The 24,967-nt window shown below is 58.9% G+C and carries 25 protein-coding genes, 1 tRNA gene and 2 pseudogenes; 13 read left to right on the top strand and 15 right to left on the bottom strand.

From position 1 onward, the window contains the following. Nucleotides 1-71 precede the first annotated feature (71 nt). From ACIPZF_RS19025 to ACIPZF_RS18990, 8 genes and pseudogenes are all read left to right on the top strand, one after another. The gene (locus ACIPZF_RS19025) at nt 72-2,138 is read left to right on the top strand and encodes a type VI secretion system Vgr family protein (protein ID WP_400802061.1); all 2,067 of its coding nucleotides are present in this window, start codon (nt 72-74) and stop codon (nt 2,136-2,138) included. A gap of 13 nt (nt 2,139-2,151) precedes the next feature. Next, on the top strand, nt 2,152-3,507 hold the full coding sequence (locus tag ACIPZF_RS19020) for a DUF2169 domain-containing protein (protein ID WP_400802059.1): 1,356 nt from the start codon (nt 2,152-2,154) through the stop codon (nt 3,505-3,507). A gap of 1 nt (nt 3,508) precedes the next feature. Then, on the top strand, nt 3,509-3,865 hold the full coding sequence (locus ACIPZF_RS19015) for a DUF4150 domain-containing protein (RefSeq protein ID WP_400802057.1): 357 nt from the start codon (nt 3,509-3,511) through the stop codon (nt 3,863-3,865). A gap of 4 nt (nt 3,866-3,869) precedes the next feature. Next, nucleotides 3,870-5,024: a hypothetical protein gene (locus ACIPZF_RS19010; protein WP_400802055.1), complete on the top strand. Its 1,155-nt coding sequence runs from the start codon at nt 3,870-3,872 to the stop codon at nt 5,022-5,024. Between the two features lie 12 nt (nt 5,025-5,036). Then, nucleotides 5,037-5,519 (top strand): hypothetical protein, encoded by a 483-nt coding sequence (locus tag ACIPZF_RS19005; protein ID WP_400802053.1) that lies wholly within the window; start codon nt 5,037-5,039, stop codon nt 5,517-5,519. 2 nt (nt 5,520-5,521) lie between these two features. After that, nucleotides 5,522-5,854 carry a type VI secretion system tube protein TssD gene (gene tssD, locus ACIPZF_RS19000; protein ID WP_400802051.1) on the top strand — a complete coding sequence of 111 codons (333 nt, stop codon included), beginning with the start codon at nt 5,522-5,524 and terminating at the stop codon, nt 5,852-5,854. Between the two features lie 93 nt (nt 5,855-5,947). Further along, nucleotides 5,948-6,430 (top strand): annotated as a pseudogene (locus ACIPZF_RS18995) (contractile injection system protein, VgrG/Pvc8 family); the annotation flags it as partial. 102 nt (nt 6,431-6,532) lie between these two features. Beyond that, complete coding sequence (locus ACIPZF_RS18990) at nt 6,533-7,006, top strand: hypothetical protein (RefSeq protein ID WP_400802049.1); 474 nt, start codon at nt 6,533-6,535, stop codon at nt 7,004-7,006. Here the strand turns inward: ACIPZF_RS18990 and ACIPZF_RS18985 are convergent. The 3 genes and pseudogenes from ACIPZF_RS18985 to ACIPZF_RS18975 form a co-directional block, all read right to left on the bottom strand. Beyond that, nucleotides 7,003-7,380, bottom strand: a pseudogene (locus ACIPZF_RS18985) (transposase); the annotation flags it as partial. The gene ACIPZF_RS18990 and the pseudogene ACIPZF_RS18985 sit on opposite strands and share 4 nt — an antisense overlap. Before the next feature lie 128 nt (nt 7,381-7,508). Continuing rightward, nucleotides 7,509-9,254 carry an MOSC domain-containing protein gene (locus tag ACIPZF_RS18980; protein ID WP_400802047.1) on the bottom strand — a complete coding sequence of 582 codons (1,746 nt, stop codon included), beginning with the start codon at nt 9,252-9,254 and terminating at the stop codon, nt 7,509-7,511. Between the two features lie 128 nt (nt 9,255-9,382). After that, a complete protein-coding gene (locus tag ACIPZF_RS18975; RefSeq protein ID WP_400802045.1) occupies nt 9,383-10,933 on the bottom strand; it encodes a sensor histidine kinase in 1,551 nt (516 codons plus the stop codon). Between the two features lie 184 nt (nt 10,934-11,117). Between ACIPZF_RS18975 and ACIPZF_RS18970 the strand changes: the two genes are divergently transcribed. Beyond that, entirely contained in the window at nt 11,118-11,495 is a 378-nt protein-coding gene (locus tag ACIPZF_RS18970; RefSeq protein ID WP_400802043.1) for a response regulator, read from the top strand. Nucleotides 11,496-11,622: 127 nt separating this feature from the next. On the opposite strand, the gene ACIPZF_RS18965 is transcribed toward ACIPZF_RS18970, so the two are convergent. The 6 genes from ACIPZF_RS18965 to ACIPZF_RS18940 all read right to left on the bottom strand — a co-directional run bounded on the left by ACIPZF_RS18965 (nt 11,623) and on the right by ACIPZF_RS18940 (nt 15,852). Beyond that, nucleotides 11,623-11,698, bottom strand: a tRNA-Gly gene (locus ACIPZF_RS18965). 63 nt (nt 11,699-11,761) lie between these two features. Further along, nucleotides 11,762-12,322, bottom strand: coding sequence for a CDP-diacylglycerol--glycerol-3-phosphate 3-phosphatidyltransferase (gene pgsA, locus ACIPZF_RS18960; RefSeq protein ID WP_400802041.1), 561 nt, complete (start codon nt 12,320-12,322; stop codon nt 11,762-11,764). Between the two features lie 33 nt (nt 12,323-12,355). Continuing rightward, complete coding sequence (uvrC, locus tag ACIPZF_RS18955) at nt 12,356-14,179, bottom strand: excinuclease ABC subunit UvrC (protein ID WP_400802039.1); 1,824 nt, start codon at nt 14,177-14,179, stop codon at nt 12,356-12,358. Nucleotides 14,180-14,185: 6 nt separating this feature from the next. Beyond that, entirely contained in the window at nt 14,186-14,824 is a 639-nt protein-coding gene (gene uvrY, locus ACIPZF_RS18950) for a UvrY/SirA/GacA family response regulator transcription factor (RefSeq protein ID WP_400802037.1), read from the bottom strand. A 63-nt stretch (nt 14,825-14,887) separates the two neighbouring features. After that, a complete protein-coding gene (locus ACIPZF_RS18945) occupies nt 14,888-15,277 on the bottom strand; it encodes a helix-turn-helix domain-containing protein (RefSeq protein ID WP_400802035.1) in 390 nt (129 codons plus the stop codon). 149 nt (nt 15,278-15,426) lie between these two features. Then, nucleotides 15,427-15,852: a GNAT family N-acetyltransferase gene (locus ACIPZF_RS18940; protein ID WP_400802033.1), complete on the bottom strand. Its 426-nt coding sequence runs from the start codon at nt 15,850-15,852 to the stop codon at nt 15,427-15,429. A gap of 142 nt (nt 15,853-15,994) precedes the next feature. On the opposite strand from ACIPZF_RS18940, the gene ACIPZF_RS18935 reads away from it, so the two are divergent. Then, nucleotides 15,995-17,611, top strand: coding sequence for an inorganic phosphate transporter (locus ACIPZF_RS18935; protein ID WP_400802032.1), 1,617 nt, complete (start codon nt 15,995-15,997; stop codon nt 17,609-17,611). A gap of 114 nt (nt 17,612-17,725) precedes the next feature. Here ACIPZF_RS18935 and ACIPZF_RS18930 read toward each other — a convergent pair whose 3' ends face one another. From ACIPZF_RS18930 to ACIPZF_RS18910, 5 genes are all read right to left on the bottom strand, one after another. Next, entirely contained in the window at nt 17,726-18,421 is a 696-nt protein-coding gene (locus tag ACIPZF_RS18930) for a glutathione S-transferase N-terminal domain-containing protein (RefSeq protein ID WP_400802030.1), read from the bottom strand. 100 nt (nt 18,422-18,521) lie between these two features. Next, nucleotides 18,522-19,295: an OmpA family protein gene (locus ACIPZF_RS18925; RefSeq protein ID WP_400802028.1), complete on the bottom strand. Its 774-nt coding sequence runs from the start codon at nt 19,293-19,295 to the stop codon at nt 18,522-18,524. An 11-nt stretch (nt 19,296-19,306) separates the two neighbouring features. Continuing rightward, the gene (locus ACIPZF_RS18920) at nt 19,307-19,702 is read right to left on the bottom strand and encodes a DUF4398 domain-containing protein (RefSeq protein WP_400802026.1); all 396 of its coding nucleotides are present in this window, start codon (nt 19,700-19,702) and stop codon (nt 19,307-19,309) included. A gap of 282 nt (nt 19,703-19,984) precedes the next feature. Then, nucleotides 19,985-20,482, bottom strand: a complete 498-nt coding sequence (locus tag ACIPZF_RS18915) for a PaaI family thioesterase (RefSeq protein WP_400802024.1) — start codon at nt 20,480-20,482, stop codon at nt 19,985-19,987. A 45-nt stretch (nt 20,483-20,527) separates the two neighbouring features. Next, nucleotides 20,528-21,910 (bottom strand): amino acid permease, encoded by a 1,383-nt coding sequence (locus tag ACIPZF_RS18910; protein ID WP_400802022.1) that lies wholly within the window; start codon nt 21,908-21,910, stop codon nt 20,528-20,530. 342 nt (nt 21,911-22,252) lie between these two features. Here ACIPZF_RS18910 and ACIPZF_RS18905 point away from each other — a divergent pair, with 342 nt between their 5' ends. Continuing rightward, a complete protein-coding gene (locus ACIPZF_RS18905; protein ID WP_400802020.1) occupies nt 22,253-23,497 on the top strand; it encodes an aspartate aminotransferase family protein in 1,245 nt (414 codons plus the stop codon). Nucleotides 23,498-23,500: 3 nt separating this feature from the next. On the opposite strand, the gene ACIPZF_RS18900 is transcribed toward ACIPZF_RS18905, so the two are convergent. Then, nucleotides 23,501-23,800, bottom strand: a complete 300-nt coding sequence (locus tag ACIPZF_RS18900; RefSeq protein ID WP_400802018.1) for a hypothetical protein — start codon at nt 23,798-23,800, stop codon at nt 23,501-23,503. A 204-nt stretch (nt 23,801-24,004) separates the two neighbouring features. Here ACIPZF_RS18900 and ACIPZF_RS18895 point away from each other — a divergent pair, with 204 nt between their 5' ends. Beyond that, nucleotides 24,005-24,367 (top strand): hypothetical protein, encoded by a 363-nt coding sequence (locus tag ACIPZF_RS18895; RefSeq protein ID WP_400802017.1) that lies wholly within the window; start codon nt 24,005-24,007, stop codon nt 24,365-24,367. 103 nt (nt 24,368-24,470) lie between these two features. Beyond that, complete coding sequence (locus ACIPZF_RS18890) at nt 24,471-24,896, top strand: hypothetical protein (RefSeq protein WP_400802016.1); 426 nt, start codon at nt 24,471-24,473, stop codon at nt 24,894-24,896. Nucleotides 24,897-24,967: the final 71 nt, after the last annotated feature.

Genomic DNA, 24,967 nt, shown 5'->3' with positions numbered 1-24,967 from the left:
GTTGAAATGCCCCAGGCAGGCGTGCTCTGCCTGGGTTTTTCGAGTACTCAGAAGGCGGAAAAGGATCTTTCATGCCTAGCCAATCTGATTTGCGTTACAGCTTTCAACCGCTCGTGGGCAATGACCAGTTCGAGGTGGTGTCATTCACGCTCAAGGAGAAGATAAGCGCCCCCTTCACCTTGGAGCTTGAGCTGATCAGCTTCGAGTCCGATATCAATTTCGGCCACTTGCTCGACAAGCCTGTGCTGTTCACCGTTTGGGAGGGCGAGCGGCCGGTGCGTTACGTGCATGGCCTGGTCAGCGCCTTCAGCCAAGGCGATAGTGGCTTTTACCGGACTTACTATCACGCGCTGGTCGAACCCATCCTGGCCCGAGCCGACCTGCGCTCGAACTGGCGCATCTTCCAGCAAAAGACCGTCCCGCAGATTCTTGAGTTGATGCTCGAACGTCAGGGCATCGATCAGTATGTACTTCGCTCCAGCATGGACCATCAGGTCCGCGAGTTCTGCGTGCAAGCGGGCGAGACCGACCTTGCCTTCATCGCCCGTCTGGCGGCAGAAGAAGGCTTCGTCTATCGCTTCGAGCACAGTGAAAAGCTGCACAAGTTGATCATCACTGATCGACTGCAGTCACTCGGGCTGATCAGTCATGGCGCCATCAAGGCCGATGATGAAGACGAGGGCTTCGTCGATGATGATGATCTGATCGATCGCAATACTGTGCTGTATCAGGCCAACAGCGGGGGCGACCAGGGAAAGCCCTGCCTGCGACGCTTGCGCTATAGCGAGCAGGTGCGTACCGCAAAGCAGGTGCAGCGGGACTACACCTTCACCAACCCAGCATACCGTCAAGAGCACCGGGCCTCCGGGCCTTTTCTTGAACACCAGTCCAGAGACTACGAACGCTTCGACTACCCAGGCCGCTATAAGCGCGATGCCGCAGGTAAGCCCTTCACTGAAAACCGCATCACCGCCTTGCGCCATGACGTGCGCACGGCCGAAGTCGAAGGTGACGATGTACGGTTGCAGCCGGGGCTCAGTTTCAACCTTGCCGGTCACCCGCGTGATGACCTGAACGTTCATTGGCGTGTGAACGGTGTAACCCACAAAGGCAGTCAATTCACTAGCCTGCAAGAGGAAGCCGCCGGCATCGACCAGAGCACGCGCTACGAACAAACCGCCCTACTCATCCCCGGTAGGACCGAGTGGCGCCCTGCTCCCTTGGACAAGCCTCGCGTCGATGGGCCGCACATGGCCACCGTCGTCGGCCCGCCTGGCGAAGAGATCTATTGCGACGAATGGGGCCGGGTCAAGGTCAGCTTCCCCTGGGACCGCGAAAGCCAGAACAACGAGTTCAGCTCGTGCTGGGTGCGAGTATCCCAAGGTTGGGCGGGAGGCAGTTGGGGCGCGATGGCCATCCCACGCATCGGCCAGGACGTGGTCATCCAGTACGTCAATGGCGATCCGGACCAGCCGATGATCACCGGGCGCACCTATTGCGGCGATCAGCTACCGCCCTACGACCTACCCGATCACAAGACCCGCATGACCATTAAAAGCCAGACCCACAAGGGCAAAGGTTTCAATGAATTGCGCTTCGAAGACGAGCTGGGCCGGCAGGAAGTCTTCATCCATGCGGAGAAGGACCAGAACAACGTCGTCAAAAACAACGAAACCACCTTCGTTGGCAATGACCGCAGCGAACGCGTGGACCACAACGAAACTGTCTCCATAGGCGATCATCGCACTGAAGACGTTGGCAAGAACGAAACCATCAGTATCGGTGCGAACCGTAGCGTGACCATCGGTGCCAACAAGACAGAAACCATTGCGCTGGCCAAGGCAGAAACCATCGGACTAGCCAAGGCATTGACCATTGGTGCGGGCTACCAGGTCAGTGTGGGCGCAGCCATGAACACGACGGTTGGCCTCAGCCAAAGCGAACAGGTTGGCATTCACAAGTCCGTGATCGTTGGCAACCGTTTCAACATCACGGCAGGCGACGAACTCAGCATCACAGTAGGCAAGGCCTCATTGATCATGAAGTCCGACGGGACCGTGCTGATCAATGGCAGCAACTTTGACTTCAGTGCCACAGGGCCTGTGCAAATCAACGGCAAGGATGTCGATCTCAACTGAGGGATAAGCCAACATGGAATTTCGCAACCTGACGCCTTTTGACGTCATGTGTTTCGGTGCGCTCGCGCCTGACGGCCAGGAACATCCGGTCATCGCAATGAAAGTCGGCTATCGCCTTGAACCGGTTGAAGATCAGCTAGGCCGTTATCGCCCTATCGTCATCGATAAAGATCCGCTGTCTCTGTGTAAAGCCGATACCTACTATGACGAATTCGGTATCGGCTCAGTACTTGAGGAGAGCGACCTCGCGCCCTTCAAACCGCGCTGCGATGTCATCGTTGTCGGCCATTCACATGCACCTGCTGGACGTCCGGCACACACTTGGGAGGCCGGTTTACGCATCACATCCACCCGCCCCAGAATCGAACTTCCTGATCCAAAGCCGCCAAAGCGTGCACCGGGCGTCTGCCTCACCGCCGCCGAACTGCAAGAGCATCAGGCCAATATCCTGGACGTGCGGCGGCGTAATAGAGAGCAGCGCACGCCGCAGTTGTTATTGGACAAAACACTTCGCTTCACTGGCCCGCGTGATTTTCGCCATGGCCTACTAGGTTGGCGTTTATCCGAACCAGAATTCGCCACCCGTGTACCGCTGCGCTGGGAGCGGGCTTTTGGGGGTACGAGCCAAATCGCCAACCCGCAACATGGGGGCGCACCCGATGCTTCCGAATTCCTACTCAACGAAGTCTGCTTTAGTAACCCATTAGGCTGTGGATGGCTAGAACACCACCATGGAAAGCTGCATTACGAGCTGACGGGCGACTTCCTCGAGCGCATGCCGGGCCCGCAGATAGAACATTTGAATGAACCCATTGAGCGCCTGGTTCGCGCACGGCACCCCGCAGGCCCGCTGGATGCGTCAGCCATGGCCGATGTGGCCAATGGGTATGGCTATACGCCCGCAGGCCTTGGCGTCGTCGGCCGGGCGTGGTCTCCACGTCTGGCGCTGGCCGGCACCTATGATCAAACCTGGGAAGACAATCGCTGGCCAGGTCTGCCGCAAGACTTCGACTTCACCTACTGGAACGGTGCCCCCACCGATCAACAGATCACTTACCCGGCGCCTGACACGCGCATCACGCTGTTCAATCTGACCGATCCATCGTTGAGTGCTGACGGGCGCTGTGACATCCAGCTACCTGGTCACAGACCTTTCGTTCTACTGCGTATGACCAACGGTGTGATGCTTCCGCTGCCCATGCTCACCGACACGCTACGTATCGATACCGATGCCATGACGCTGTCGATGACCCACCGCATCAGCCTGCCAGGGTCGCTCGATATCCGTGTCCTCGAAGCACGGTTCGAGACCAAGCCTGACGCTCCCATCATCAAGCGCGCAACGCGCAGCAACCGGGAGCACGTCTGACATGGCCGACAACGTAATGGCCCGCCAACAAGGCCAATGGACGGTCGTCAGCATCGCGCCCGATGTGTGCAAAACGCCCATGGGCAGCAGCATTCCACCCGTGCCCTACCCCGTTACCGCAGAGCTCGATACCAGCACCGGGGTTGCCAAGAGCGTACGCGCCAATGGCCATCCGGTTGTGGTCTACAAACGTAGCTTTACACCCAAAACCATCGGCGACGCAGCGGGCAAGGCAAAAGGCATCAAGAGCGGCACTGTCGAAGGTAAGTGTCACCCGCAGGAGCACAGCAGTTCCGTGCGTGCTGAGGGGCGACACCTGGTTCGTCATGGCGACCTCTTCTGGATGAATGGGAGTTGAGGCCATGAGTGAACAGCCCATTCAACTGGATGCGCTGCGAGTCCATGTAAAGGAAGTGCCTCTAAGCAAGCGATCAGGTGGCCCGGACCGGATGTTCGTGCAGACTGATAGCTCCGGCAAGGTGCTGGTTGACTTTGCCGATGGGGTCAACGAGTGGGGCAAAGCCCTAGAACTCAACGAGGAACAATACGAAGCGTTGCGCCAGGAGGCATTTCAGAAGGAACTGGCAGACCTGCAAGACATACCCACCTACACTGAACTCTATCCATCCGCAAGAAACAGTAGCGCCATCACCTCGCCCAATGGCAACACGCTGGGACGAGTGATCGGTGAAACGCCCGCGATGGGTAAATCTGCCAACGACTCAAATGCCGACGTGGAAAGCGAGTCACCGGCAGAGGGCGTCACAGGCGAGCAGGTACTGGACGGTATTCAGTTAGGGCTGGATATTGTTGGCCTGATTCCGGTGGTAGGTGAGCTTGCCGATGTTGCCAACGCGGGCATCAGCCTTGCACGGGGTGACTATGCGGGCGCAGCCTTGTCATTGGTTTCGGCTATTCCATTTGTAGGCTACGCAGGCACCGCAGGCAAACTCGGGCGATATGGCACGAAAGCGGCTGCGGAAGCTTCAGCTAAGGCAGCTAAAGAAGGAACAGAGCGAGCAGCGAAAGATACCGCACACAAAGTGACCAAGGAAGCTTCGGAAGACGGGGCCAAGGTCCTGCAGAAAAAGTTAAAGCCTGGCAGCCCAGAGCATAAGACTGGGGCTTGGGAGCGATACCAAAAGCGTGGAGGCAAAAAAAATTTCGATGCTTGGAGTAAGCAGTATGATACTAATATGCGTAATTATCAACACGGTTTAGCCCGAGAAAAAGAGTATCGTACTGCACTAGAAGCCACCGAAGGCACACTTAAAACCCCAATCACAAAACGTCAAATTGACATTCTCAAAGAAAACGAAATGTATGCCGGTCAACTTAAAACTGGAAAGGTAAGTTTAACCAAGGAGAATAAGCTTGCAATTGAAAAGGATGCACTCCTTGTTAGGCGAGGCTGGGAAGTTGAACACATCCTTGAAAAGGGCGCCAGCAAACCCTACCTAGACGCACTAGAAAAATCCGGCATTAAATACAAAATCGGCCCACAAATACCCAACTGAGAATACCTTGCAATGACATTTGACAAAATCAAAGCAGAAGAGAAATTTGATGACTTCCTAATGGCCATGGATGGCCAGCTTGAATGGCTAGAGGAAGAGGCTTCCAAACTTGGCGTAGCTCTCAGCATCTCACCCGACACCCCGGAACTGCTTGAATCTCTATTTGACAAGATGTCCACGAGCATGAGCAAGGACGATATAGCTGGCTTACTTGTAGTCTTCGGAAGATATTTAGGTGAATATGTCAGAACGACATTCGGGGGGAAGTGGGAGCTTTCTCTAGATGACCCAAAAAATATAAATTTCAACACCCCAGTCATCGTGCAACATTCTAAGTTTGAAGGGCTCGAGTTTTCACCAATAAGGGCAATACGCGCCTATCACCTTCGAAAAAAAACTGGCTTAATTCGACAGATAGTTGATGAGGATGTGACGCCCGAAATTCCAGACTTAAGCGAAGAGCTGGCCAGAGAGAATTCAACCAAAGGATCCTAAGTATGCGAATTTTTCGTCATCTGCATGTAAAGATGTCGCAAAATTCAAAGATCGCATTTTTGTACCAAGCGCTGGCCAGCGGTGAAATGCTGCCGACCGTTGAAGTCAACTGGTACCGCACCTCGGTAGAGGGGAAGCAGGAGCACTTCTTCACCACCAAGCTGGAAGACGCCACCATCGTCGATATCAACACCGTGCTGCCGCACGCCCAGAATGCGAAGAACGCGAACTACACGCAACTGGTCGAAGTGGCGATGTCGTACCGCAAGATCTCCTGGACCCACGTGACCGCGGGTACTGAGGGTTCTGACGACTGGCGCAAACCGATCGCCTGATCTGATTGAAATGCCCCAGGCAGAAGTGCTCTGCCTGGGCTTGTCGAATACTCAGACGGCGGACAAGGATCTTTTATGCCTAGCTAATCTGATTTGCGTTACAGCTTTCAACCACTCGTGGGTAATGACCAGTTCGAGGTGGTGTCATTCACCCTCAAGGAGAAGATCAGCGCCCCCTTCACCTTGGAGCTTGAGCTGATCAGCTTCGAGTCCGATATCAATTTCGGCCACTTGCTCGACAAGCCAGTGCTGTTCACCATTTGGGAAGGCGAGCGGCCAGTGCGTTACGTGCATGGCCTGGTCAGCGCCTTCAGTCAGGGCGAAAGTGGCTTTTACCGTACGTACTACCATGCGCTGGTGGAGCCCATCCTGGCCCGAGCCGACCTGCGGTCAAACTGGCGCATTTTCCAACAAAAAACTGTTCCGCAGATTCTTGAGTTGATGCTCAAACGCCAGGGCATCGATCAGTACGTACTTCGCTCCAGCATGGACCACCAGGTCCGCGAGTTCTGTGTGCAAGCGGGCGAGACCGACCTTGCCTTCATCGCCCGCCTGGCGGCAGGAGGGGGCACCGTTCCAGTAGGGATCATCAGTCAGGCCTAGTAGCTTTAGAGTAGAATACGTGATCGACGGCATCGAAGAAGTAGCGCGCATCAAAAAAACTAGGAGATATTAGCAATGAGCAAAACTTTTGAAGACTATCTTTCCGAACACCAAGCAGACATGATAAGCATAGCACTTGAATACATCGACAATAGAGCCGACGAAGTTTTCGCCTATGCTGCATCCGAAAAAGGGACGTCTTCCTTCAATGCATTCTATAAAATTAACGGGCAAATAGTGAGGAAAGAGGAGATTAACTCCGCCGTCAAACCTGGCGACGCCAAATATGACGACTCAACCGAACGACGAAGCGCCATGCTGGATATCGGACTGGACAACATCGACGCCATTGAAGAAAGATGTCTCGAATTTGGAGTTGAAACCCCCACAGAAATGCGACTGCATTACGATGTAAGAAGTGGAAAATTTCGTGCAGAATTAAGGTACGATCATGTTTTCTCCGACGCCCCGGACCTGCTACCGGGGAACATATTCGATGCGTGGTTTTCAAACGAACTAAAAGAAGGATCAGGCTTGGACCCAGCCTAGGCTCTGTACGAAAAGAGATGTCGCAAACTCCCCATGGAACAAGCCAGCGAGACCATGGCGGCATAGCTTTTCGCGAGCTTGTCGAAGCGCGTCACTAACCGGCGGTTCTCTTTCAGCCAGCCAAACATCCGCTCGATGATGTTGCGCTGTCGGTACTTGGGTCGGTCAAACAGCCTGGGTAAGCCAGGCTTGGGTTTGCGCTTCATTGATCGCAGCGGGATGACGGGCTGCATCCGATATTGATCGCAGTAACGGCGTAGCGCTTCGGTGTCGTAGCCCTTGTCAGCAAGCAGCCATTTACAGCGTTTGCGCAGGCGGCCACGTTGGCTCGATGGAATGCTGACTTCGTCCAGCAGTGGCTGGGCGTAGCTGATTACCCAGGCCACCGATGCTCTCGAAAAACAAGTACCTGAACTGCAACGCGCACGGCCAGTTGCTCAGCTACCGAGATTGCAGCAACGCCCAGACAGATAGCTTATCGAGTAATACCCAGCAGGCCCCCTCAACAATCCAGCACAACATCACTAGCCGGCACCATGCAGCACAACAAGGCATGCTCCCGCCGTGCGCGGCCGGCTTCGGACAAAGACAACACCTCCCCTTCGAGCACACGGCATTCACAGGTCTGGCACAGGCCAGCGCGACAGTGGGCGGCCATCACCAGGCCTTTGGCTTCCGCGAACTGGAGCAACGGCCCCTCCTGCGGCTGCCATTGGGCCGTGATGCCTGATCGCTTGAAGGTCACGGCAAATGGGCCGCTGTCCGGGATCGGACGCATTTCGACGGCGCTGTCAGGCGTGACGAAACTGTCCATGTGCAGGCGCGCGGCGATGCCTGCTTCGGTCGCCATCGCCAGCACGCTGGACTGGAATGTCTCGGGGCCGCACAGATGGATGTCTGCCGACAGTCGAGCGGCTTCGAGCATCAGCGCGGCAAGATCGGGGCGGCCGAGCAAAGCATCGCCAGCGGGCTCTCCCTGGCCGGTGATATGCAGCGCGGGCACACAATACGGCAGGAGGGCCGCAAGCTGTTTCACCTCATCCCACAACGCCAGTTCACGCCTTCCCCTTATGGTGTGAATGACGCGCACCGGCTTGTCATAGCCTGCGTCAACCAGCGCCTGCAGTTTGGAGATCGTCGGAGTAATCCCAATGCCTGCACTGAGTATGAAAATGGCAGGGCTACAGGTATCTACCGTTTCCGGGCCAAAAGGGCCTGTGATCTGGATGAGTTCTCCAGCGACCTGCTCATGCAACGCCCGGGAGCCGACGCCCGTATCGCGCTTCACGGTAATGCGCAGCCGATCGCCCTTATGCCCGGAGATCGTATAGCGGCGCCAGTCACCGGCCTTGGTCAACCCGTGCACCGCGATGTGTTGCCCCGGCTTGATGGCGTCCAGCGCGCCCAGATGGGCCATGGGGTCGCGCAGCCACAACGAGCGTATGCCCATCGCCTCCTCTGTTACCTTGACGACAAGCGCCGGCCTCGGCCAGTTTGCTACCGGTGGTGCCTTGGGCACACTCACCGCAATGGCCAGACGCCGCGGATAATCATGCCCACTGACGCGAACCGAATCGAATGGCCGGACTTGCCCACCCGCTTCAACATGGGCGTAGACGCCACAATAGATGTGGCCGAAAAGTCGATTCAACTGAGCGGGGGTGTTGATATCGCGCTCACCCGTCTGCGGGTTGACCGACGTGGCGCTGCAACGCTTGATCGGCCGAATGATCGACAGGCACGCACCACCCAGCTGCACCCCCTGCCCCAGCCAGCTGAACTCGATGAATGGTTCGGCTTCGATGTAGATGTTGCCGCGAAAGCGCATCGGGTCGACCGGCACGCCAAGCCGATCAGAAAGGGCGGCCACCGTGGCCACATTGATGATCGACAGCATCGAGTCGTCGAAGTCCCAATGCCCTAGCCGGTCCTCTCGATGAATGACCCTGGCCTGCTCGCCAAAGGCCTGCCTCAAGCGTGGCAGGTCATTGAACAGGTTGATGGCGTCGCCCGACTTCGCCTCCGTCAACCCCAAGGTGTCAGCGCGCCTCTCAGGCCGGTAGTGGACAAGGTCCGCATTGGTGGTCAATTGATGAAAGGGCGCTGTGCCTGCAGTGGCGATACCTCGGGTAATGCCGATGACTCGGTCACCCGGCACACCCTCTCCCCTGCGCAAAGCCACCTGATCGAGTGTTTCACCTCGAAAGCCTTTTACGGGATAACGGTAAAGTGAAATCACACGGGCCATGAATGGCTCTCCTTGTTATAAAAGCTGCGGTTCGGCGTAGCCTGAACCTAGCCTATCAACGCCCCCTGCAACACGCCTGAAGCCGACGCAATATTGACCGGACGCGACCAGGGTTCGAGCAACGAAGCTCAAAGCTTGAAGCGCACGTGGATGCAGCTTTTTCCTTCCAGACGATCGATAGACACCGCGGCACTTCCATAGCCCGAGTAACTTTTCACCAACCGCATACCAAGGCCGGTCCCTGTGGGTTTCGGATAGGTGTCGGGAAACCCATCCCCTTCATCCTTTACTGTCAGCAACACATGATCCCCTGCATGATTTACCAGCACTTCAACGGTGCCCTTGCCGTACTTCAAGGCATTGGTGATGAGCTCGGAAACTACCAATCCCAGTGGCGCCATCCGCTCAGGGGGAAGCACGAAATCGTCGGTCTCAAGGACGATTTTCCGGTCTGCGAGTGCCTTGCCCAGGTCGCCCAGCAAAGCATTCAGATAATCGGCGGCCATCACATTCTTGTCTTCGCCGGTGTGATAAAGGCGCTCATGAACGCTGGCTATGGTCACGACGCGGCCTGCAGCAGTCTCCAGCTGGAGCTTGACTGCCGTATCCACCGAAAGGTTGGCCTGCAGTAGCAGCAAAGTGTTCACAAGATGGAGGCTGTTTTTGACTCGATGATGGATCTCTTCCAGATAAAGATCGCTTCGGCTCTGTCGGGAATTCTGCGCTTCGATCAGCGATAGCAGCTGAGCTTCGTATTGATGCCGCTCGGTAATGTCCCTGGACACGGCGATGACACGTTCGAGCTGGCCGTCTGCACCCAGAATCGGAGCGACTGTCACATCCCACCACTTGGGTTCATCGGGTGCGGTGGGGAAATAAGCCTCGAACCGGGTCGTTTCACCAGCAGCTACTTTGCCCAACGCCTCCATGACCACTGGTCTTGACTCATCGGGCCAGAATTCGGTCCAACGTTGCCCTTTGACCTCAGGCAAGGCAGCCAGGTGCATGAGCTCAAGGCCCTTTTCATTCATGAATTCAATTTCGCCGCCGGGCGACAGGATCTTCACGCAGTCGGGACTGGCATTGAGGAAGCTTTCCGAGTAGGGATCGGGGTGAGGCGCCTCGACACCCGCTGCAATGCGCTCGACCGCCATGGAAATGACATTGGAAATGCCCTCGAGGAAGACCAGATCGCTTTCGACGAAATCGTTGCCATTGCTACTGTCGGCTTCTAGCACGCCAAAGGGCGTCAGCGGGCCGCGGATCGGTACGTTGATGGCACGCTCTATCCCGTATTTTTTCAGCAGGTCGGGGGTGCGGAAGCGCTCCTCCAAACCCAGGTGATTGGACAGGACAGGCCGGTTGGTGGCCAATGCAAATCCAGCTGGGCTTGCAACGTCGGCGCCAACGGTGGCATGCCCAATATCCGCCTTGTCCCAACCCACACCGTGCGAGAGTAGATAGGCATCACTATCGGGAAGGGGCTGGAGCACCTTGGAAAAACGAGTCTGCATACCCTCGGCCACGGCGGTGCACGCTTGCGTGAGCAGCGTATCCAGATCATCGACCTTCAGTGACAGCACGCCAAACTCGACAACCAGTTCATGCTGCCGGTGAAGCCGGGCATGAGACTTTCTCAGGGCTGCTCGAATGGTTTCATCAGGCGGTAACTGTTGCATACGCTCTCCATTCAGATGCCGAGAGGAAACGCGACGATTCCTCTGCTTGACCGACGTCGTTGCGCTTTGGGCCCTGAAACCATAGCTGCAATTGAGCGCAAGCGTATGCAGTGCCACTCATCGCCCGGTAGCAACCAAGAAAAACGCGTGAGGCCCTAATCGTTATGAGACCTGAGTAATCCCTATGACCCGCCATATTCTGGTAGTCGAAGATGATGAGTTGCTCGGCGCGCTGACCGCTGAGAGCCTCTCGTCACTGTACGCCGATCAGGTTCTGCGTTGCGCAAATGCAGACGAGGCGTTGGCGCTGTTGCGCGCAGGGCCGGGCGTCTCGCTGGTCTTCACCGACATCCATATGCCTGGGGACCTGGATGGTCTGGGGCTGGCTCGGGAGATCTGGCGCACTTGGCCTGACATACCCGTGCTGCTCACTTCAGGTGATGCCGTGGTGCCGCTTGAAACGCTGCCCCACAATGGGTCGTTTCTCGCCAAGCCTTGGACGCTTGATGAACTGACTCGGCGTATTGACGGGTTCGCCCATCTGGCAAGGCGACTAGCCTGATGAAGTGGAATGGGCATGATAGCGAACGACTAAAGCCTGGCCAGAGAAAATCGAGCACAAAAAAAGGGCCCTGAGGCCCTTTTTTTCACGACTTGCAGACTCTAAACGAACTCTGCAGATCTTAATTTGGAGCGGGAAACGAGACTCGAACTCGCGACCCCGACCTTGGCAAGGTCGTGCTCTACCAACTGAGCTATTCCCGCGTCGTGATGGGTGCCATTCTAGCGATATCTAAAACGGCGTCAACCCCTTGATTCAAAAAAGTTTTATTTTTGCTCCGAACCTTCACGCAGGTGCGGCCAGGCGGCGAGCAGGTAATGGGCCATGGACCAAAGCGTCAGCGCCGCAGCCACCAGCAGCAAACCATAGCCCAGAATTACCCAGAAGCTCACCACTGGCGGATTGGCCAGCAGAATCACCAGCGCCAGCATCTGCGCGGCAGTTTTCCACTTGCCAAGGTTGGACACCGCCACATGCGCCCTCGCCCCCAGTTCGGCCATCCACTCGCGCAGTGCCGAGACTACGATTTCGCGGCCGATGATCACGGCGGCCGGCAAGGTCAGCCAGAAGTTGGCATGCACCTGCACCAGCAGCACCAGGGCCACGGCGACCATCAGCTTGTCGGCCACAGGGTCCAGAAAGGCGCCGAACGGGGTGCTCTGCTGCAGCCGACGCGCCAGATAGCCGTCCAGCCAGTCGGTGGCGGCGGCAACGGCGAACACACTGCTGGCGGCCATATAGCTCCAGTGATAGGGCATATAGAACAGCAGGATGAAGATCGGAATGAGCAGGACGCGTAGAACGGTGAGCAGGTTTGGAATATTCATCGGTACGACTGGCTGCGGGTTGAGCCCGGCATTCTACTCGCTATGCAGGCTGGCATAAATCGACTCGGCAAGCTTTTTACTGATGCCCGGGGCTTTGGCGATCTCATCGATACTGGCGCGGTTGAGCTCCTGCAGGCCGCCGAAATGTTTCAGCAGGTCACGACGACGCTTGGGCCCGACCCCGGCAACGTCTTCCAGGCTCGACACGCGCCGGGCCTTGCCGCGCCGGGCGCGGTGGCCGGTGATGGCGAAGCGGTGGGCTTCGTCGCGGATCTGCTGGATCAGGTGCAGCGCCGGGTTGTCGCCCTTGAGGGTGAATTCGTGGGCCACGTCATTGAGGTACAGGGTCTCGAAACCGGCCTTGCGAGTCACCCCTTTGGCCACGCCAAGCAGGGTCAGGTCGGTGAAAGCCAGCTCCTGCATCACGTCACGGGCCATGTTCAGCTGGCCCTTGCCACCGTCCACCAACAACACATCGGGCAGTTTGCCCTCGCCGTCCTTGATGCGCCCGTAGCGACGCGTCAGGGCCTGATGCATGGCAGCGTAGTCGTCACCTGCGGTCACGCCTTCGATGTTGAAACGACGGTAGTCGGATTTGAGCGGGCCTTCCGGGCCGAACACCACGCAGCTGGCGACGGTCGCTTCGCCGCTGGAGTGGCTGATGTCGTAGCACTCCAGGCGCTGCGGTACTTCGTCCAGGCCCAGCACCTCGGCCAGCGCCTCGAAACGTGCGGCCATGTGCTGGCGATTGGCCAGGCGCGCATTGAGCGCCTGCTCGGCGTTGGTCACCGCCAGCTGCTGCCAGCGCGCGCGGGTGCCGCGCACTCGATGGCTGATGGTCAGCTCGCGGCCGCGCAGGGTCTGCAGCGCTTCGCTGATAGCGGCGAAGTCTTCATGCACCACGTTGACGATCAACTCGCCTGGCAGCTCGCGCTCCGCGTTGCCCAGGTAATACTGGGACAGGAAGGCCGCCATGACTTCGGCGACCTCTTCCTCGATGCCCACTTGCGGGAAGAAATTCTTGCTGCCCAAAACCCGCCCGCCTCGCACGCTGATCAGGTGCACGCAGGCGCCACCGGGGTTTACGAAAGCAGCAACCACATCGACATCGCCGGAGCCGCCCTCCATGTATTGCTGGTCCTGGACCCGGCGCAGCAGTGCGATCTGATCGCGCAGCTCGGCGGCCTTCTCGAAGTTGAGCGCCATGGCGGCCTTTTCCATCTCGGCATTGAGCTCATTGCCCAACTGCTGGCTGCGGCCTTCGAGGAACATGACCGAGTGACGCACATCCTCGGCGTATTCCTCGGCATCGACCAGGTCGACGCACGGTCCCTTGCAACGCTTGATCTGGTATTGCAGGCAGGGCCGGGTGCGGTTGGCGTAGTAGCTGTCCTCGCACTGGCGTACCGAGAAGGCTTTTTGCAGCAGGCTGAGGCTTTCTCGAATAGCCCCCGCACTGGGATATGGCCCGAAGTAACGGCCTTTGGCTTTTTTCGCCCCGCGGTGAATTCCCAGGCGTGGGAATTGGCCATCGGACAGAAATACATACGGGTAGGATTTATCGTCGCGCAACAGAATGTTGTACGGCGGCCGCCATTGCTTGATCAGGTTCTGCTCAAGCAGCAGCGCCTCGGTTTCGTTGGCGGTAATGGTGGTTTCGACCTGGGCGATGCGCCCCACCAGCGCAGCAGTCTTCGGCGCCAGGCCAGTCTTGCGAAAATAGCTGGCCAAACGCTTCTTGAGGTTTTTGGCTTTGCCCACGTAGAGCAGCCGAGCCTCGGCGTCGAACATCCGGTAGACGCCCGGGCGACCGCTGCAGGTCGCCAGGAACGCGCTGGCATCAAAGACTTGGGACATGAAGTTTTACAGGCTTGCGTCAACCATACCGTGGCGAACGGCCAGCAAGGTCAGTTCGACGTCGCTGGTGACCGAGAGTTTTTCAAAGATCCGATAACGGTAAGTATTGACGGTCTTGGGCGACAAACACAACTTGTCGGAGATGATCTGCACTTTTTGGCAACCAACGATCATCAGGGCAATCTGGATTTCCCGCTCCGACAACGCATCGAACGGCGACCCTTGCGGCTGGAACGATTTGAGCGCCAGTTGCTGGGCAATCTGCGGGCTGATGTAGCGCTGGCCGGCGAACGTCAGGCGAATGGCCTGGACCATCTCGTCCAGGCCAGCGCCCTTGGTCAGATAGCCCGCCGCACCGGCCTGCATCAGACGCGTGGGGAACGGGTCTTCTTCACATACGGTCACCGCCACCACCTTGATGTCGGGGAAGCTGCGCAACAGTTTGCGGGTGGCCTCCAGGCCGCCGATGCCGGGCATCTTGACGTCCATCAGCACGACATCCGGCTTGAGCTCTCGGGCCAGCTTGAGCGCCGACTCGCCCGAATCTGCCTCACCCACCACCTGCAGGCCATCGATGTCGGCCAGCATGCGTGTAATACCGGTTCGTACCAGATCGTGGTCATCGACCACTAGGACCCTAATCAAGCAGACACCTCGTCAACAGGGCGATTGGATCCCGCCACCTTAACAAAATTTTTCACGGTGGACCTAGCGTAAAACTTCCGTCAGAAATGTCTGACGCTCACGCCGCTGCGACCACGATGTTTCACGATTGCCTACCTCGCCCACCAGGCGCCCCAACAAATGCCAAAATGCCGCCTGATCAGCCGCAGATAATCGCCTAAAAGCGCCAAGCACGGCGGTTTCATCGGCGGTCAGGCTGGCCAGCGGTGCAGGCGTGCGAACCCCACTCAGCACATACAGCGCGTCCACGCCGCGTGCCGCCAGCGCCGCCAGGTAATCCACCCGCGGTGTGCGCTCGCCGCTTTCGTATTTACCCTGGGCATTGGGTTCAACACCGCCGATGTCACCAAATACTCGCTGGGTCATGCCCAAGCGTTCTCGCTCTTCCCTGAGACGCGTACCGAGTCCATTCATATGAGGTTGCTCCTTTTCCCATGTCGGCATATGACACTGCCCACGACCCTGTGGGCACTCAAAAACTGCGCAATCACTATGCCCCTAGCAGGCCAACGTCGCAAGCCAGCATTACGCCACTATCTACTGACCCACCACTGCCCGCCCCATCAACCAATCACTCGCTGCATGCGCACAAAGCATTCATCCTCGCCCATCTCGACGAAGCCGCAGCGCAGGTACAGCTGCCGCGCCGGGTTGCTCTTGAACACCATCAACCTTAGCAACGACAGGCGCCGCTGCCCTGCCCAACCGGCCAATTGCTCCAACACCCAGCTGCCCACACCGCGGCCCCGATACTCCGGCAAAAGATGCAATTCACGAATGAAGAGCGCTTGACGATCCTGGCTGAGGCTGCAGAAACCCAGCACCGTCTCCCCTTCTACGATCAGCCATTGCTCACGCCAACCCCAGGCCTGATCAAATGCCTCTTCGACCCACAACAGGTCGAACTCTTGGTAATAGGGCAGCATTGCCCGCCGGGTAAGGTCGCGGGCGAAGGTGCAATGTTGGTCAGTGGCCGGTATGAGTTTCATGTCATGCGAATCATGGCTTTGCCCTGCCTTTACCCATCGTCTTGAGCCTAGGCAATCCGTTGACCGAGATCACGCCCAAGTCAGGAATTTTTTCTATGCTGACAGCCTTCGGCACCTTCGCCCGACGCCCATCGGAGCCCCCATGGCAACCCCGTCACTGGCCAGCCAGCCGCAACTGGCCGACTGCGACTCACGCCCGCAGCTGAACCACAAACCCGGGCGTGCCACCCTCTTTCTGTTCTTCGGCCTGCTCATGGCCGGCATCGCCTACACCGCCTGGAATCTCAAACAGGACGTCAGCGCCAGCGGCACCGTTGTTACCACGGTCACGCCATTTCTGCTGCTGGGCCTGGCGCTGCTGATCGCCCTGGGCTTCGAGTTCGTCAATGGCTTTCATGATACCGCCAACGCCGTGGCCACGGTGATCTACACCCACGCATTGCCGGCACCCGTGGCGGTGGTCTGGTCCGGGCTGTGCAATTTCCTTGGTGTGCTGTTTTCCAGCGGCGCGGTGGCGTACGGCATCATCGCCCTGCTCCCGGTCGAGCTGATCCTGCAGGTGGGCTCGACGGCCGGCTTCGCCATGGTCTTCGCCCTGCTGCTGGCCGCGATCATCTGGAACCTCGGCACCTGGTGGCTGGGGCTGCCGGCGTCATCCTCGCACACCTTGATCGGTTCGATCATTGGCGTCGGCGTGGCCAACGCGTTGATGCACGGGCGTGACGGCATCAGCGGGGTGGACTGGAGCCAGGTCAGCAAGGTCGGCTATGCGTTGCTGTTTTCGCCGCTGATCGGCTTCGCCTGCGCGGCCTTGTTACTGCTCGCACTGCGCGCGCTGGTCAAGCGCAAGGATCTCTACCAGGCGCCAGAGGGCCAGACGCCGCCACCGTGGTGGATTCGCAGCGTGCTGATCTTGACCTGCACAGGCGTTTCCTTCGCCCACGGGTCCAACGATGGGCAAAAGGGCATGGGGCTGATCATGCTGATCCTGGTCGGCACCCTGCCGATGGCCTATGCACTGAACAAGACCATGCCCAGCGAGCAGGCGCTGCAGTTTTCCGCCGTCGCCGAGGCGACCCGTCAGGCCCTGGTGCACAGCGATCCGCAACCACTGCCTGCTGACCCACGCCAGGTATTGACCCTGTTCATCACTCAGCCCAAGGCCGATCCGCAGCTGGTACCGGCCCTCGCCGCACTCACCGGCATGATCGGCGAAGAGGTCAAAGGCTATGGCTCGCTCAAACGCGTACCCGCCGAAGCCATGGCCAACGTGCGCAATGACATGTACCTGACCAGCGAAGCGATCCGCTTGATCGAAAAGCACCAGTTGGTGGCTTTCGACGCTGACACCCGCAGGCATGTGCAGCTGTTCAAGACCCAACTGGACGACGCCACGCGCTACATTCCGTTGTGGGTCAAGGTGGCAGTAGCAATTGCCCTGGGCCTGGGGACGATGGTCGGCTGGCGACGCATCGTGGTGACGGTGGGCGAGAAGATCGGCAAGACTCACCTGAGCTATGCCCAGGGCGCATCGGCGGAAGTGGTCGCGATGTGCACCATTGGCGCGGCGGACATGTTCGGGCTACCGGTGTCGACCACCCATGTCCTGAGTTCGGGCGTGGCCGGGACCATGGTCGCCATTGGTTCGGGTATCCAGAAGCGCACGCTGATCAACCTGCTCATGGCATGGGTGCTGACCTTGCCGGCGGCGATGCTGCTGGCAGGCAGCCTGTACTGGGTTCTGAATCAGATTTTCTAGCCCGCAGATAGAACCCGTGGGAGCGGCTTCAGCCGCGAAGCAACGACGCGGTGGAGGGCACCGGCTTTGCCGGTGATCGCGGCTGAAGCCGCTCCTACAGGTTCGATACTGGCTTTATCCAGGAATTTTCAGGCCACGCTGAACGGCTGGCCGTTCGAGGAAAATGCCCAGCACGCGCTGCACTTCCTTGAATTCATCGAACCCAACCAGCTCGCGCGCGTTATAGCGCTCCACCAGGTTGCGCACCCAGGGGAAGATGGCGATGTCGGCAATGCTGTACTCATCGACCATCCAATGTCGCCCCCGCAGATGCCGGTCCAATACCCCCAGCAGGCGCTTCGACTCGTTGACGTAACGATCCCGCGGGCGTTTATCTTCGTAGTCCTTGCCCGCGAAAAAGTGGAAGAAGCCGACCTGGCCGAACATTGGGCCGATGCCCCCCATCTGGAACATCAGCCACTGAAGGGTCTGATAACGGGTCGCTGGATCCTGGCTGAGCAGTTGCCCGCTCTTCTCCGCCAGGTACTGCAAGATCGCGCCCGACTCGAACAGCGGCAGCGGTTTGCCACCTGGCCCATCGGGGTCGAGGATCGCCGGGATCTTGTTGTTGGCACTGAGCGAAATGAATTCAGGGCTCAGCTGATCGTCGCTGTCGAAACTGACCTTGTGCGGCTCGTAGGCCAGGCCGATCTCTTCCAGCATGATCGACACCTTGACGCCATTGGGCGTGGGCAGCGAGTACAGCTGCAGACGCTCGGGGTGTTGCGCCGGCCACTTGCGGGTGATGGGGAATGCGCTCAGATCGGTCATGCTCAGGCCCTGGAAGAGTGAAAGCCACCACTCTAGGGGCAATACCGAGATTTGACCATCACGACCGAAAGCGCGGCTGAGCGCCGCGCCTTGGTGTCGGTCAGAAACGTGGCGTCACTGCTTCGGCGCCTTGGGAAATGATCACCTCGACCCGGCGGTTGAGCTGGCGCGACTGCGCGTCGCTGTTGCTTGCCACCGGATACTCTTTGCCATAACCCGAGCTGGCAATACGCTCGGCTGTAATACCCTGGCGGCGCAGGGCATTGGCCACCGAAGCGGCTCGGCGCTCGGACAGCTGCTGATTGAAGGCATCGCTGCCTGTCGAATCGGTAAAACCTTCGACCAACACCTTGCGCTCTGGATTGGCCCGCAGGTAATCCGCCAGCTGCTGAATCTTACGGTGGTTTCCACCACGCAATTCAGCGCGCCCGGTATCGAACAACACGTCGCCGAAGGTCACCACCATGCCACGGTCGGTCTGTTTGGCCTTGAGCGACTGCAGCGCCTTGAGCTGAGCAGTACGTACGTCCAGGCGGGCTTGGGTGCGCTGCGCCTCGATACCTTGCAGGCCCTTTTCTGCCTGACGCAGCAAGATCGTCTGTTCGGCAGTGTCGATCTTGCGCTGAGCCAGGTAGGCCAAGTGCTCGACATCGTCTGACGTGCGATCTTTCAACGAGGCACCTTCGGCCTTGCCCAGGGCAACATAGGCCTCCTGGGTTTCCAAGGCGGCGATGCGGGCGGATTCCGGCTTGCTTTGCAACAGCGAGTAAGACTCACGGGCTTCGAGCAGCTTGGCGTTTTCTGGCGCTGTGCTGCAACCGGCCAACAGCAAGCCAAGCACAGATACGGTGGGCAGCAAGTAGAGTTTCGACATGTTCAGAGCCTTTACTGAGTAAGGTTGGCAGGGTTGCTGTCAGGTGCATCGAGCAGTTCCTGCCTCAGCACTTCAATGCCCTTGCGGGCGATTTCCAACTGCTCGTGATTCTTGCGTGCCAGCGCTTTGCGCTCGGCCAGGCGGGCGTCGGCTTCGGCCAGCTCGGCCAGGCTGCGGGCCTGTTTCAGGTCCTTCTGGCCAAGGGCGCGCTCCATGGCGCTGAGCTTGTCCTGAGCCGCACGCATTTCGACTGGTGCGTACTGGGTGGCATCGGCCGACACGGCACGATTGATTGCGCTGCGGGTCAGTTCGATCTGCTCGCTGGGCACGACAGCGCTGGCGCACCCACCGAGCAGTATCAGCAGGCCTGCGGTGGACAGGGCTTTGGTAGTGAATCTGGCACGCATGAAGGATCTCCTTGAATGCGCCTGCTACAGGCCGGGCACACCGTTACCGCCGTGTCCGGAGAGCGTTAGCAGAGGGATTGGAATGAACCAGGATGTTCGCGAGAGCCCCGGCCGCGTGAATGGGCCGGGAAAAGGTCAGGTTTGCTGGGCAAAGTGAACATCCTGGAGCGTCTCGTAGTGGAGGCGCCGCCAGACTAGTGCGATGGAGGTAGTGCACCTATAGGACATTTCCCACGAAGCGCATGGGAATTGCCTACAATTAACCGCGATCAGGGCGCGCAATCAGCCCTGACCATGGGCCTTGAGCTTGAGTTTCTCGGTGTCCACCCGGACGAATACCGAGTCGGCGCTGACCGTGAGTACATCCCCCGCCCATACCTCGCAGAGCACGCGTGTCTTGCGCCCGACCTCGCCTTCCACACGCGCCTTGAGCAGCAGCTCTACGCCCATCGGGGTCGGCTTGAGGTAGTTCAGGCCAAGGCTGCCGGTCACGCAATCGATGCGTGGCAGGCTACCGGGTTCACGGCCTTCTGCCCGGTAGTGGTAGGCCATGGCGGTCCAGTTGGAATGGCAGTCGACCAGCATGGCCAGCAGGCCGCCGTAGACCAAACCCGGCCAGCCAGTAAAGGCGCTGTCGGGCATATGCCGGCACAGCAGGTGAATACCGTCGGCGTCCCAATGGCTTTGTACGTGAAGGCCGCTGGGGTGGGCGCAGCCGCAGCCGTAGCAGATGCCGTCGGCGGCGGCCAGGGCCTGCAGGGACAGAGCTTGTTCGTTCATACGCTTCCTGTGCTGGTTGGTGGGGGCGCAAACCGCCCATAAGGATCACGCAGTCTGCGCAATCACCCTACCGCGCCGCTGGGTCAGCGAGACCAGCAGGATGAACAGCGTCACCCCGGCAGTCATCAGCGTCTCGTAGCGGTAGGCGTCGCTGAACAGCATATACCCCAGAACCATCACAATGGTGCCGATCACCAGCCAGGTCAGCCACGGGAACAGCCACATCTTCAGTTCCAGCGGCCGCCCTTCACGGTCGGCACGTGCGCGCATGCGCAACTGCGACACGGCGATCACCAGGTACACCAGCAAGGCAATGGCGCCGGTGGTCGACAGCAGAAAACCGAACACCTTGCCGGGGAACACATAGTTGACCAGGCAACCGGCAAAGCCTGCCAGAGTCGAGAGGATGACTGCCACGGTGGGCACGCCAGCACCGGAAATGCGCCTGGTCATGCTCAGCGCCTGGCCACGGGCGCCGAGTGAATACAGCATCCGCGAGGCGGTATACAAGCCGGAATTCATGCAGCTGGTGACTGCCACCAGCACCACCAGGTCGACCAGCAGCTTGGCGCCTGGCACGTTGAGCACTTCCAGCACGCGCTGGAATGAGCCCACTGCCTTGAGCCCCGGATCGTTCCAGGCCACCAGCGACACCACCAGGAAGATCGACGCCAGGTAGAAGATCGCAATGCGATATACCACCAGATTGGTGGCGCGGCGGATCTTGTCTTTCGGGTTGGCGGTTTCGTCAGCAGCGATGGTGACGATCTCGGCGCCGAAGAACGAGAAGATGGTGATCAGCACGCCGCCCAGCACTGTGCCGAATCCATTGGGCATGAAGCCACCGGTGTCCCACAGCCGGCTGACGCCGGACACATCGGCGAGCGGCCAGAAGCCGAATACCGCCAGGCTGCAGACCACGATGAAAGCGATGATCGCAATCACTTTGACCAGCGCGAACCAATACTCGAACGCACCGAAATTCTTCACGCTGACCAGGTTGGTACCCGAGAGCAAAAGCATGATCAGGAAGGCGAACAGCCAGGACGGCACACCTGGGAAGTATGCGTGCAGGATGTCCGCCCCGGCGATGGCCTCGACCGGAATGATCAGCACCCAGAACCACCAGTACAGCCAGCCGATGGTGAAACCCGCCCAAGGGCCGATGGCCTCGCTGGCATAGGTGGAGAACGAGCCGCTGTTGGGGTTGGCGATGGCCATCTCGCCAAGCATGCGCATCACCAGCAGCACCAGCAGGCCGGTCATGGCATAGGAAATCAGAATGGCCGGGCCAGCCGTAGCAATGGCGTTGGAGGAGCCGATGAACAGGCCGGCGCCGATGATGCCGGCGATGGAGATCATGGACACCTGACGGGAGGTCAGGCCGTGCTGCAGGGAACGCTGTTTGTTGTTTTCTAGCGAAGCCATGGAGAACCCTCGAATGGGTCGGCCGCCGCAGGGGCGGCTGAAAAGTTGGAGCAGCATTCTTGTAATTCGTGTCGCTCGTTTTTCTTGTTGTGACGTCGTTGATCCACGTCAGTATCGATCTGCAAGGCGAGGTCAACAAACGACCTTTTCGAAGTACATGATTCCGAAATAGAATGAATTTTGGAGAATGAGCGTAGGTTCTGCACCAGGGTCAACACGTCGCGGTTTTTGGCGCACTGAAGATCGAGAATTTATGGAATTACAGCAATCGAATAATTCGTTTGTGGAAAACCACTGCGACAAGCTTCGATATCGAGAACATCGCACAAGGTCCGCCCGCCCATGAATCTGCAAAGCGTCAGCCAATCCATTGCCATCGTTCATCCGATCACGCTTTCCCATGGCCGCAATGCCGAAGTCTGGGATACCGAAGGCAAGCGTTACATCGACTTCGTCGGCGGTATCGGTGTACTCAACCTGGGCCACTGCAACCCTGCTGTCGTCGAGGCCATACAGACCCAGGCCACGCGGCTGACCCACTACGCCTTCAACGCCGCACCGCATGGCCCTTACCTGGAGCTGATGAAACGCCTGAGCGCATTCGTCCCGGTCAGCTATCCACTGGCCGGCATGCTCACCAACAGCGGCGCGGAAGCGGCGGAAAACGCCCTGAAAGTCGCCCGCGCCGCCACTGGCAAACGCGCCATCATCGCCTTCGATGGCGGCTTCCACGGCCGTACCTTGGCAACGCTGAATCTCAACGGCAAGGTCGCCCCCTACAAGCAACGGGTCGGTGAGTTGCCGGGGCCGGTGTACCACGTTCCCTACCCCAGTGCCGACACCGGGGTCAGCTGCGAGCAAGCGCTAAAAGCCATGGACCGCCTGTTCAGCGTCGAGCTGGCAGTGGAAGACGTGGCGGCGTTCATCTTCGAGCCGGTGCAGGGTGAAGGCGGCTTCCTCGCCCTCGACCCCGCTTTCACCCAGGCCCTGCGCAGCTTTTGCGACGAGCGCGGGATCCTGATCATCATCGACGAGATCCAATCCGGCTTCGGTCGTACCGGCCAGCGCTTCGCCTTCACGCGCCTGGGGATCGAGCCGGACCTGCTGCTGCTGGGGAAAAGCATTGCGGGCGGCATGCCGCTCGGCGCGGTCGTTGGACGCAAAGAACTGATGGCGGCGCTGCCCAAGGGCGGCCTGGGGGGTACCTATTCGGGCAACCCGATCGCCTGCGCGGCGGCCCTGGCGAGCCTGGCGCAAATGACCGATGAGAACCTTGCCACGTGGGGCGAACGCCAGGAGCAGGCGATCGTCAGTCGGGTTCAACGCTGGCAAGGCCTGTACCCTTTCATTGGGCGCCTGACCGGTGTGGGCGCGATGCGCGGCATCGAGTTCGTCAATGCCGACGGCAGCCCGGCACCGGCGCAGCTGGCCAGGGTGATGGACGCAGCGCGGGCCAAAGGCTTGTTGCTGATGCCCAGCGGCAAGGCGCGACACATCATTCGCCTGCTGGCGCCGCTGACCATCGAAACCGAGGTGCTGGAGGAAGGATTGGATATCTTCGAACAGAGCCTGGCGGAGTTGAACTGATACTTACAGGCCCAGTTCTTCAGGGGTGAGCATGTCGGACTCGAAAGCAATCCAGCCGCCTTCGAGTTCGGCGTGGCCGTTGACGATCGGGCCGTAGTACGTCAGGCCGTTCTCCAAGGTGACGCAGATGTGCGTGGCGTTTTTTTCGGGCGCTGCGAGCGTACCGACGAAATGCACCTTCTTCAGGGTTTCAGTCACCGCCTCGAGACCGACGCGCAGGCCGGGATTCTCCTCGGCTTCGGTGTCCCCGCCGCGGTCTTCGGCGCTGACGGTTACATTGGCGATATAGGGATACTTGCTCAATCGAAAAGCCTCATGGGTAGGGTGTGCATTGGCACCAGACAGTAGCCAAAGCCAAGGGTAAGTTTAACTTGGACTTTCGACTGCAGGCGAATAATCCTACGCACTGAATGTCGCCTAGCTCCAATGCAAGTTGATTCATCTGATTTTTCAGTCCCGCTCTGACTCGTAAGGTGACGTTTCACCTAACTCAGAGTGATAAATACCATGCGTAAACTCATGATTTTAAGCGCTTTTGCAAGCATCGCCTATGCAGGCGGCGCACTGGCCGACGCTTGTCCAAAGGCTTCAGACATTACCCAAATGCCAATGAACCACGGTTTCGCCTACAAAGCCCCCGGCGGCTGGACGGGTGAAAACCCCGGCGCCGATGAAAACGATATCAAGTCTTTCAAGTTTACCGCCGTCAAGGTCAATCCTAATGTCGTCTTGTGCGACTTCGAAGGGGATGGCAATTTCTCCGGTGTGCGCATGAACCTGCGTGAATCCAAAACCCCTGACAAGGGCGATTGGAAGGATGGATTCTGCAAATCGACCAACAACAACCCTCAAGACTGCACCTTCAAGTAGGATCAGCAGCCATGCGCGCCTGCTTGCAGTGTGCGCATGGTCTAGCAAGGCCGCGACTGGTATTGTGCCCACCTAAACGCGCCGCACCAGACGAGGACCCCTAGTGAGTGCCGAACACCCCCTGATTGCCGACCTGTTCGAAGTCGACAAACGCCTGACCCTCAAGCCCGTCGTGGATTTCAACAGCTACCTGCGCAATGCCTTCGGCGAAGGCCCATGCCGCTGCCACCGCTGCACCGAGGGTGATGACGAAAGCACCTACAGCCACGCACACAGCTTCACCTTCGAAGGGCGCCAGTGGCACCGTCGCTTTGCCAGCACTTCCGGTAGCGATGTGGCCCAGGTGCTGAAAAAGGCCTGGCTGTCGTATACCAAGGCCGACCTCAACCTGATCGGTGCGCTGGATCTGGCTACCCTCAAGACGTTCACCGACGCCGTCCTGCACGAGCGCCTGCTGGCCCTGCTGCCGGCCAGCGGCCTGGCCCGCGAAGTCGACGGCCAATGGCTGCTGCAAGCCCAGGCCGACTGAGGGCCCGGCGGTAAAGCAGGATTCTCCCACTCTGCTACCGTGGGAGAATCCGCACAGCCGCAGGTAGTCCG

It is taken from the genome of Pseudomonas sp. NPDC089752 (genome assembly GCF_044748725.1).
In the GTDB taxonomy this organism is placed as follows: domain Bacteria; phylum Pseudomonadota; class Gammaproteobacteria; order Pseudomonadales; family Pseudomonadaceae; genus Aquipseudomonas.
Note: the sequence above shows the minus strand (reverse complement) of the source record. Positions and strands in the feature narration are given on the sequence as shown.

Coding starts and splice junctions, on each gene's coding strand:
- ACIPZF_RS19005 (WP_400802053.1), top strand. CDS start 5,037: ATGACATTTGACAAAATCAAAGCAGAAGAGAAATTTGATGACTTCCTA.
- ACIPZF_RS19025 (WP_400802061.1), top strand. CDS start 72: ATGCCTAGCCAATCTGATTTGCGTTACAGCTTTCAACCGCTCGTGGGC.
- ACIPZF_RS18925 (WP_400802028.1), bottom strand. CDS start 19,295: ATGTCGAAACTCTACTTGCTGCCCACCGTATCTGTGCTTGGCTTGCTG.
- ACIPZF_RS18910 (WP_400802022.1), bottom strand. CDS start 21,910: ATGGCTTCGCTAGAAAACAACAAACAGCGTTCCCTGCAGCACGGCCTG.
- ACIPZF_RS18935 (WP_400802032.1), top strand. CDS start 15,995: ATGGCAACCCCGTCACTGGCCAGCCAGCCGCAACTGGCCGACTGCGAC.
- ACIPZF_RS18990 (WP_400802049.1), top strand. CDS start 6,533: ATGAGCAAAACTTTTGAAGACTATCTTTCCGAACACCAAGCAGACATG.
- ACIPZF_RS18915 (WP_400802024.1), bottom strand. CDS start 20,482: ATGAACGAACAAGCTCTGTCCCTGCAGGCCCTGGCCGCCGCCGACGGC.
- ACIPZF_RS18940 (WP_400802033.1), bottom strand. CDS start 15,852: ATGAAACTCATACCGGCCACTGACCAACATTGCACCTTCGCCCGCGAC.
- ACIPZF_RS19015 (WP_400802057.1), top strand. CDS start 3,509: ATGGCCGACAACGTAATGGCCCGCCAACAAGGCCAATGGACGGTCGTC.
- uvrC (WP_400802039.1), bottom strand. CDS start 14,179: ATGTCCCAAGTCTTTGATGCCAGCGCGTTCCTGGCGACCTGCAGCGGT.
- ACIPZF_RS18970 (WP_400802043.1), top strand. CDS start 11,118: ATGACCCGCCATATTCTGGTAGTCGAAGATGATGAGTTGCTCGGCGCG.
- ACIPZF_RS18895 (WP_400802017.1), top strand. CDS start 24,005: ATGCGTAAACTCATGATTTTAAGCGCTTTTGCAAGCATCGCCTATGCA.
- ACIPZF_RS18905 (WP_400802020.1), top strand. CDS start 22,253: ATGAATCTGCAAAGCGTCAGCCAATCCATTGCCATCGTTCATCCGATC.
- tssD (WP_400802051.1), top strand. CDS start 5,522: ATGCGAATTTTTCGTCATCTGCATGTAAAGATGTCGCAAAATTCAAAG.
- ACIPZF_RS18980 (WP_400802047.1), bottom strand. CDS start 9,254: ATGGCCCGTGTGATTTCACTTTACCGTTATCCCGTAAAAGGCTTTCGA.
- ACIPZF_RS19010 (WP_400802055.1), top strand. CDS start 3,870: ATGAGTGAACAGCCCATTCAACTGGATGCGCTGCGAGTCCATGTAAAG.
- ACIPZF_RS18920 (WP_400802026.1), bottom strand. CDS start 19,702: ATGCGTGCCAGATTCACTACCAAAGCCCTGTCCACCGCAGGCCTGCTG.
- ACIPZF_RS18975 (WP_400802045.1), bottom strand. CDS start 10,933: ATGCAACAGTTACCGCCTGATGAAACCATTCGAGCAGCCCTGAGAAAG.
- ACIPZF_RS18945 (WP_400802035.1), bottom strand. CDS start 15,277: ATGAATGGACTCGGTACGCGTCTCAGGGAAGAGCGAGAACGCTTGGGC.
- pgsA (WP_400802041.1), bottom strand. CDS start 12,322: ATGAATATTCCAAACCTGCTCACCGTTCTACGCGTCCTGCTCATTCCG.
- ACIPZF_RS18930 (WP_400802030.1), bottom strand. CDS start 18,421: ATGACCGATCTGAGCGCATTCCCCATCACCCGCAAGTGGCCGGCGCAA.
- ACIPZF_RS19020 (WP_400802059.1), top strand. CDS start 2,152: ATGGAATTTCGCAACCTGACGCCTTTTGACGTCATGTGTTTCGGTGCG.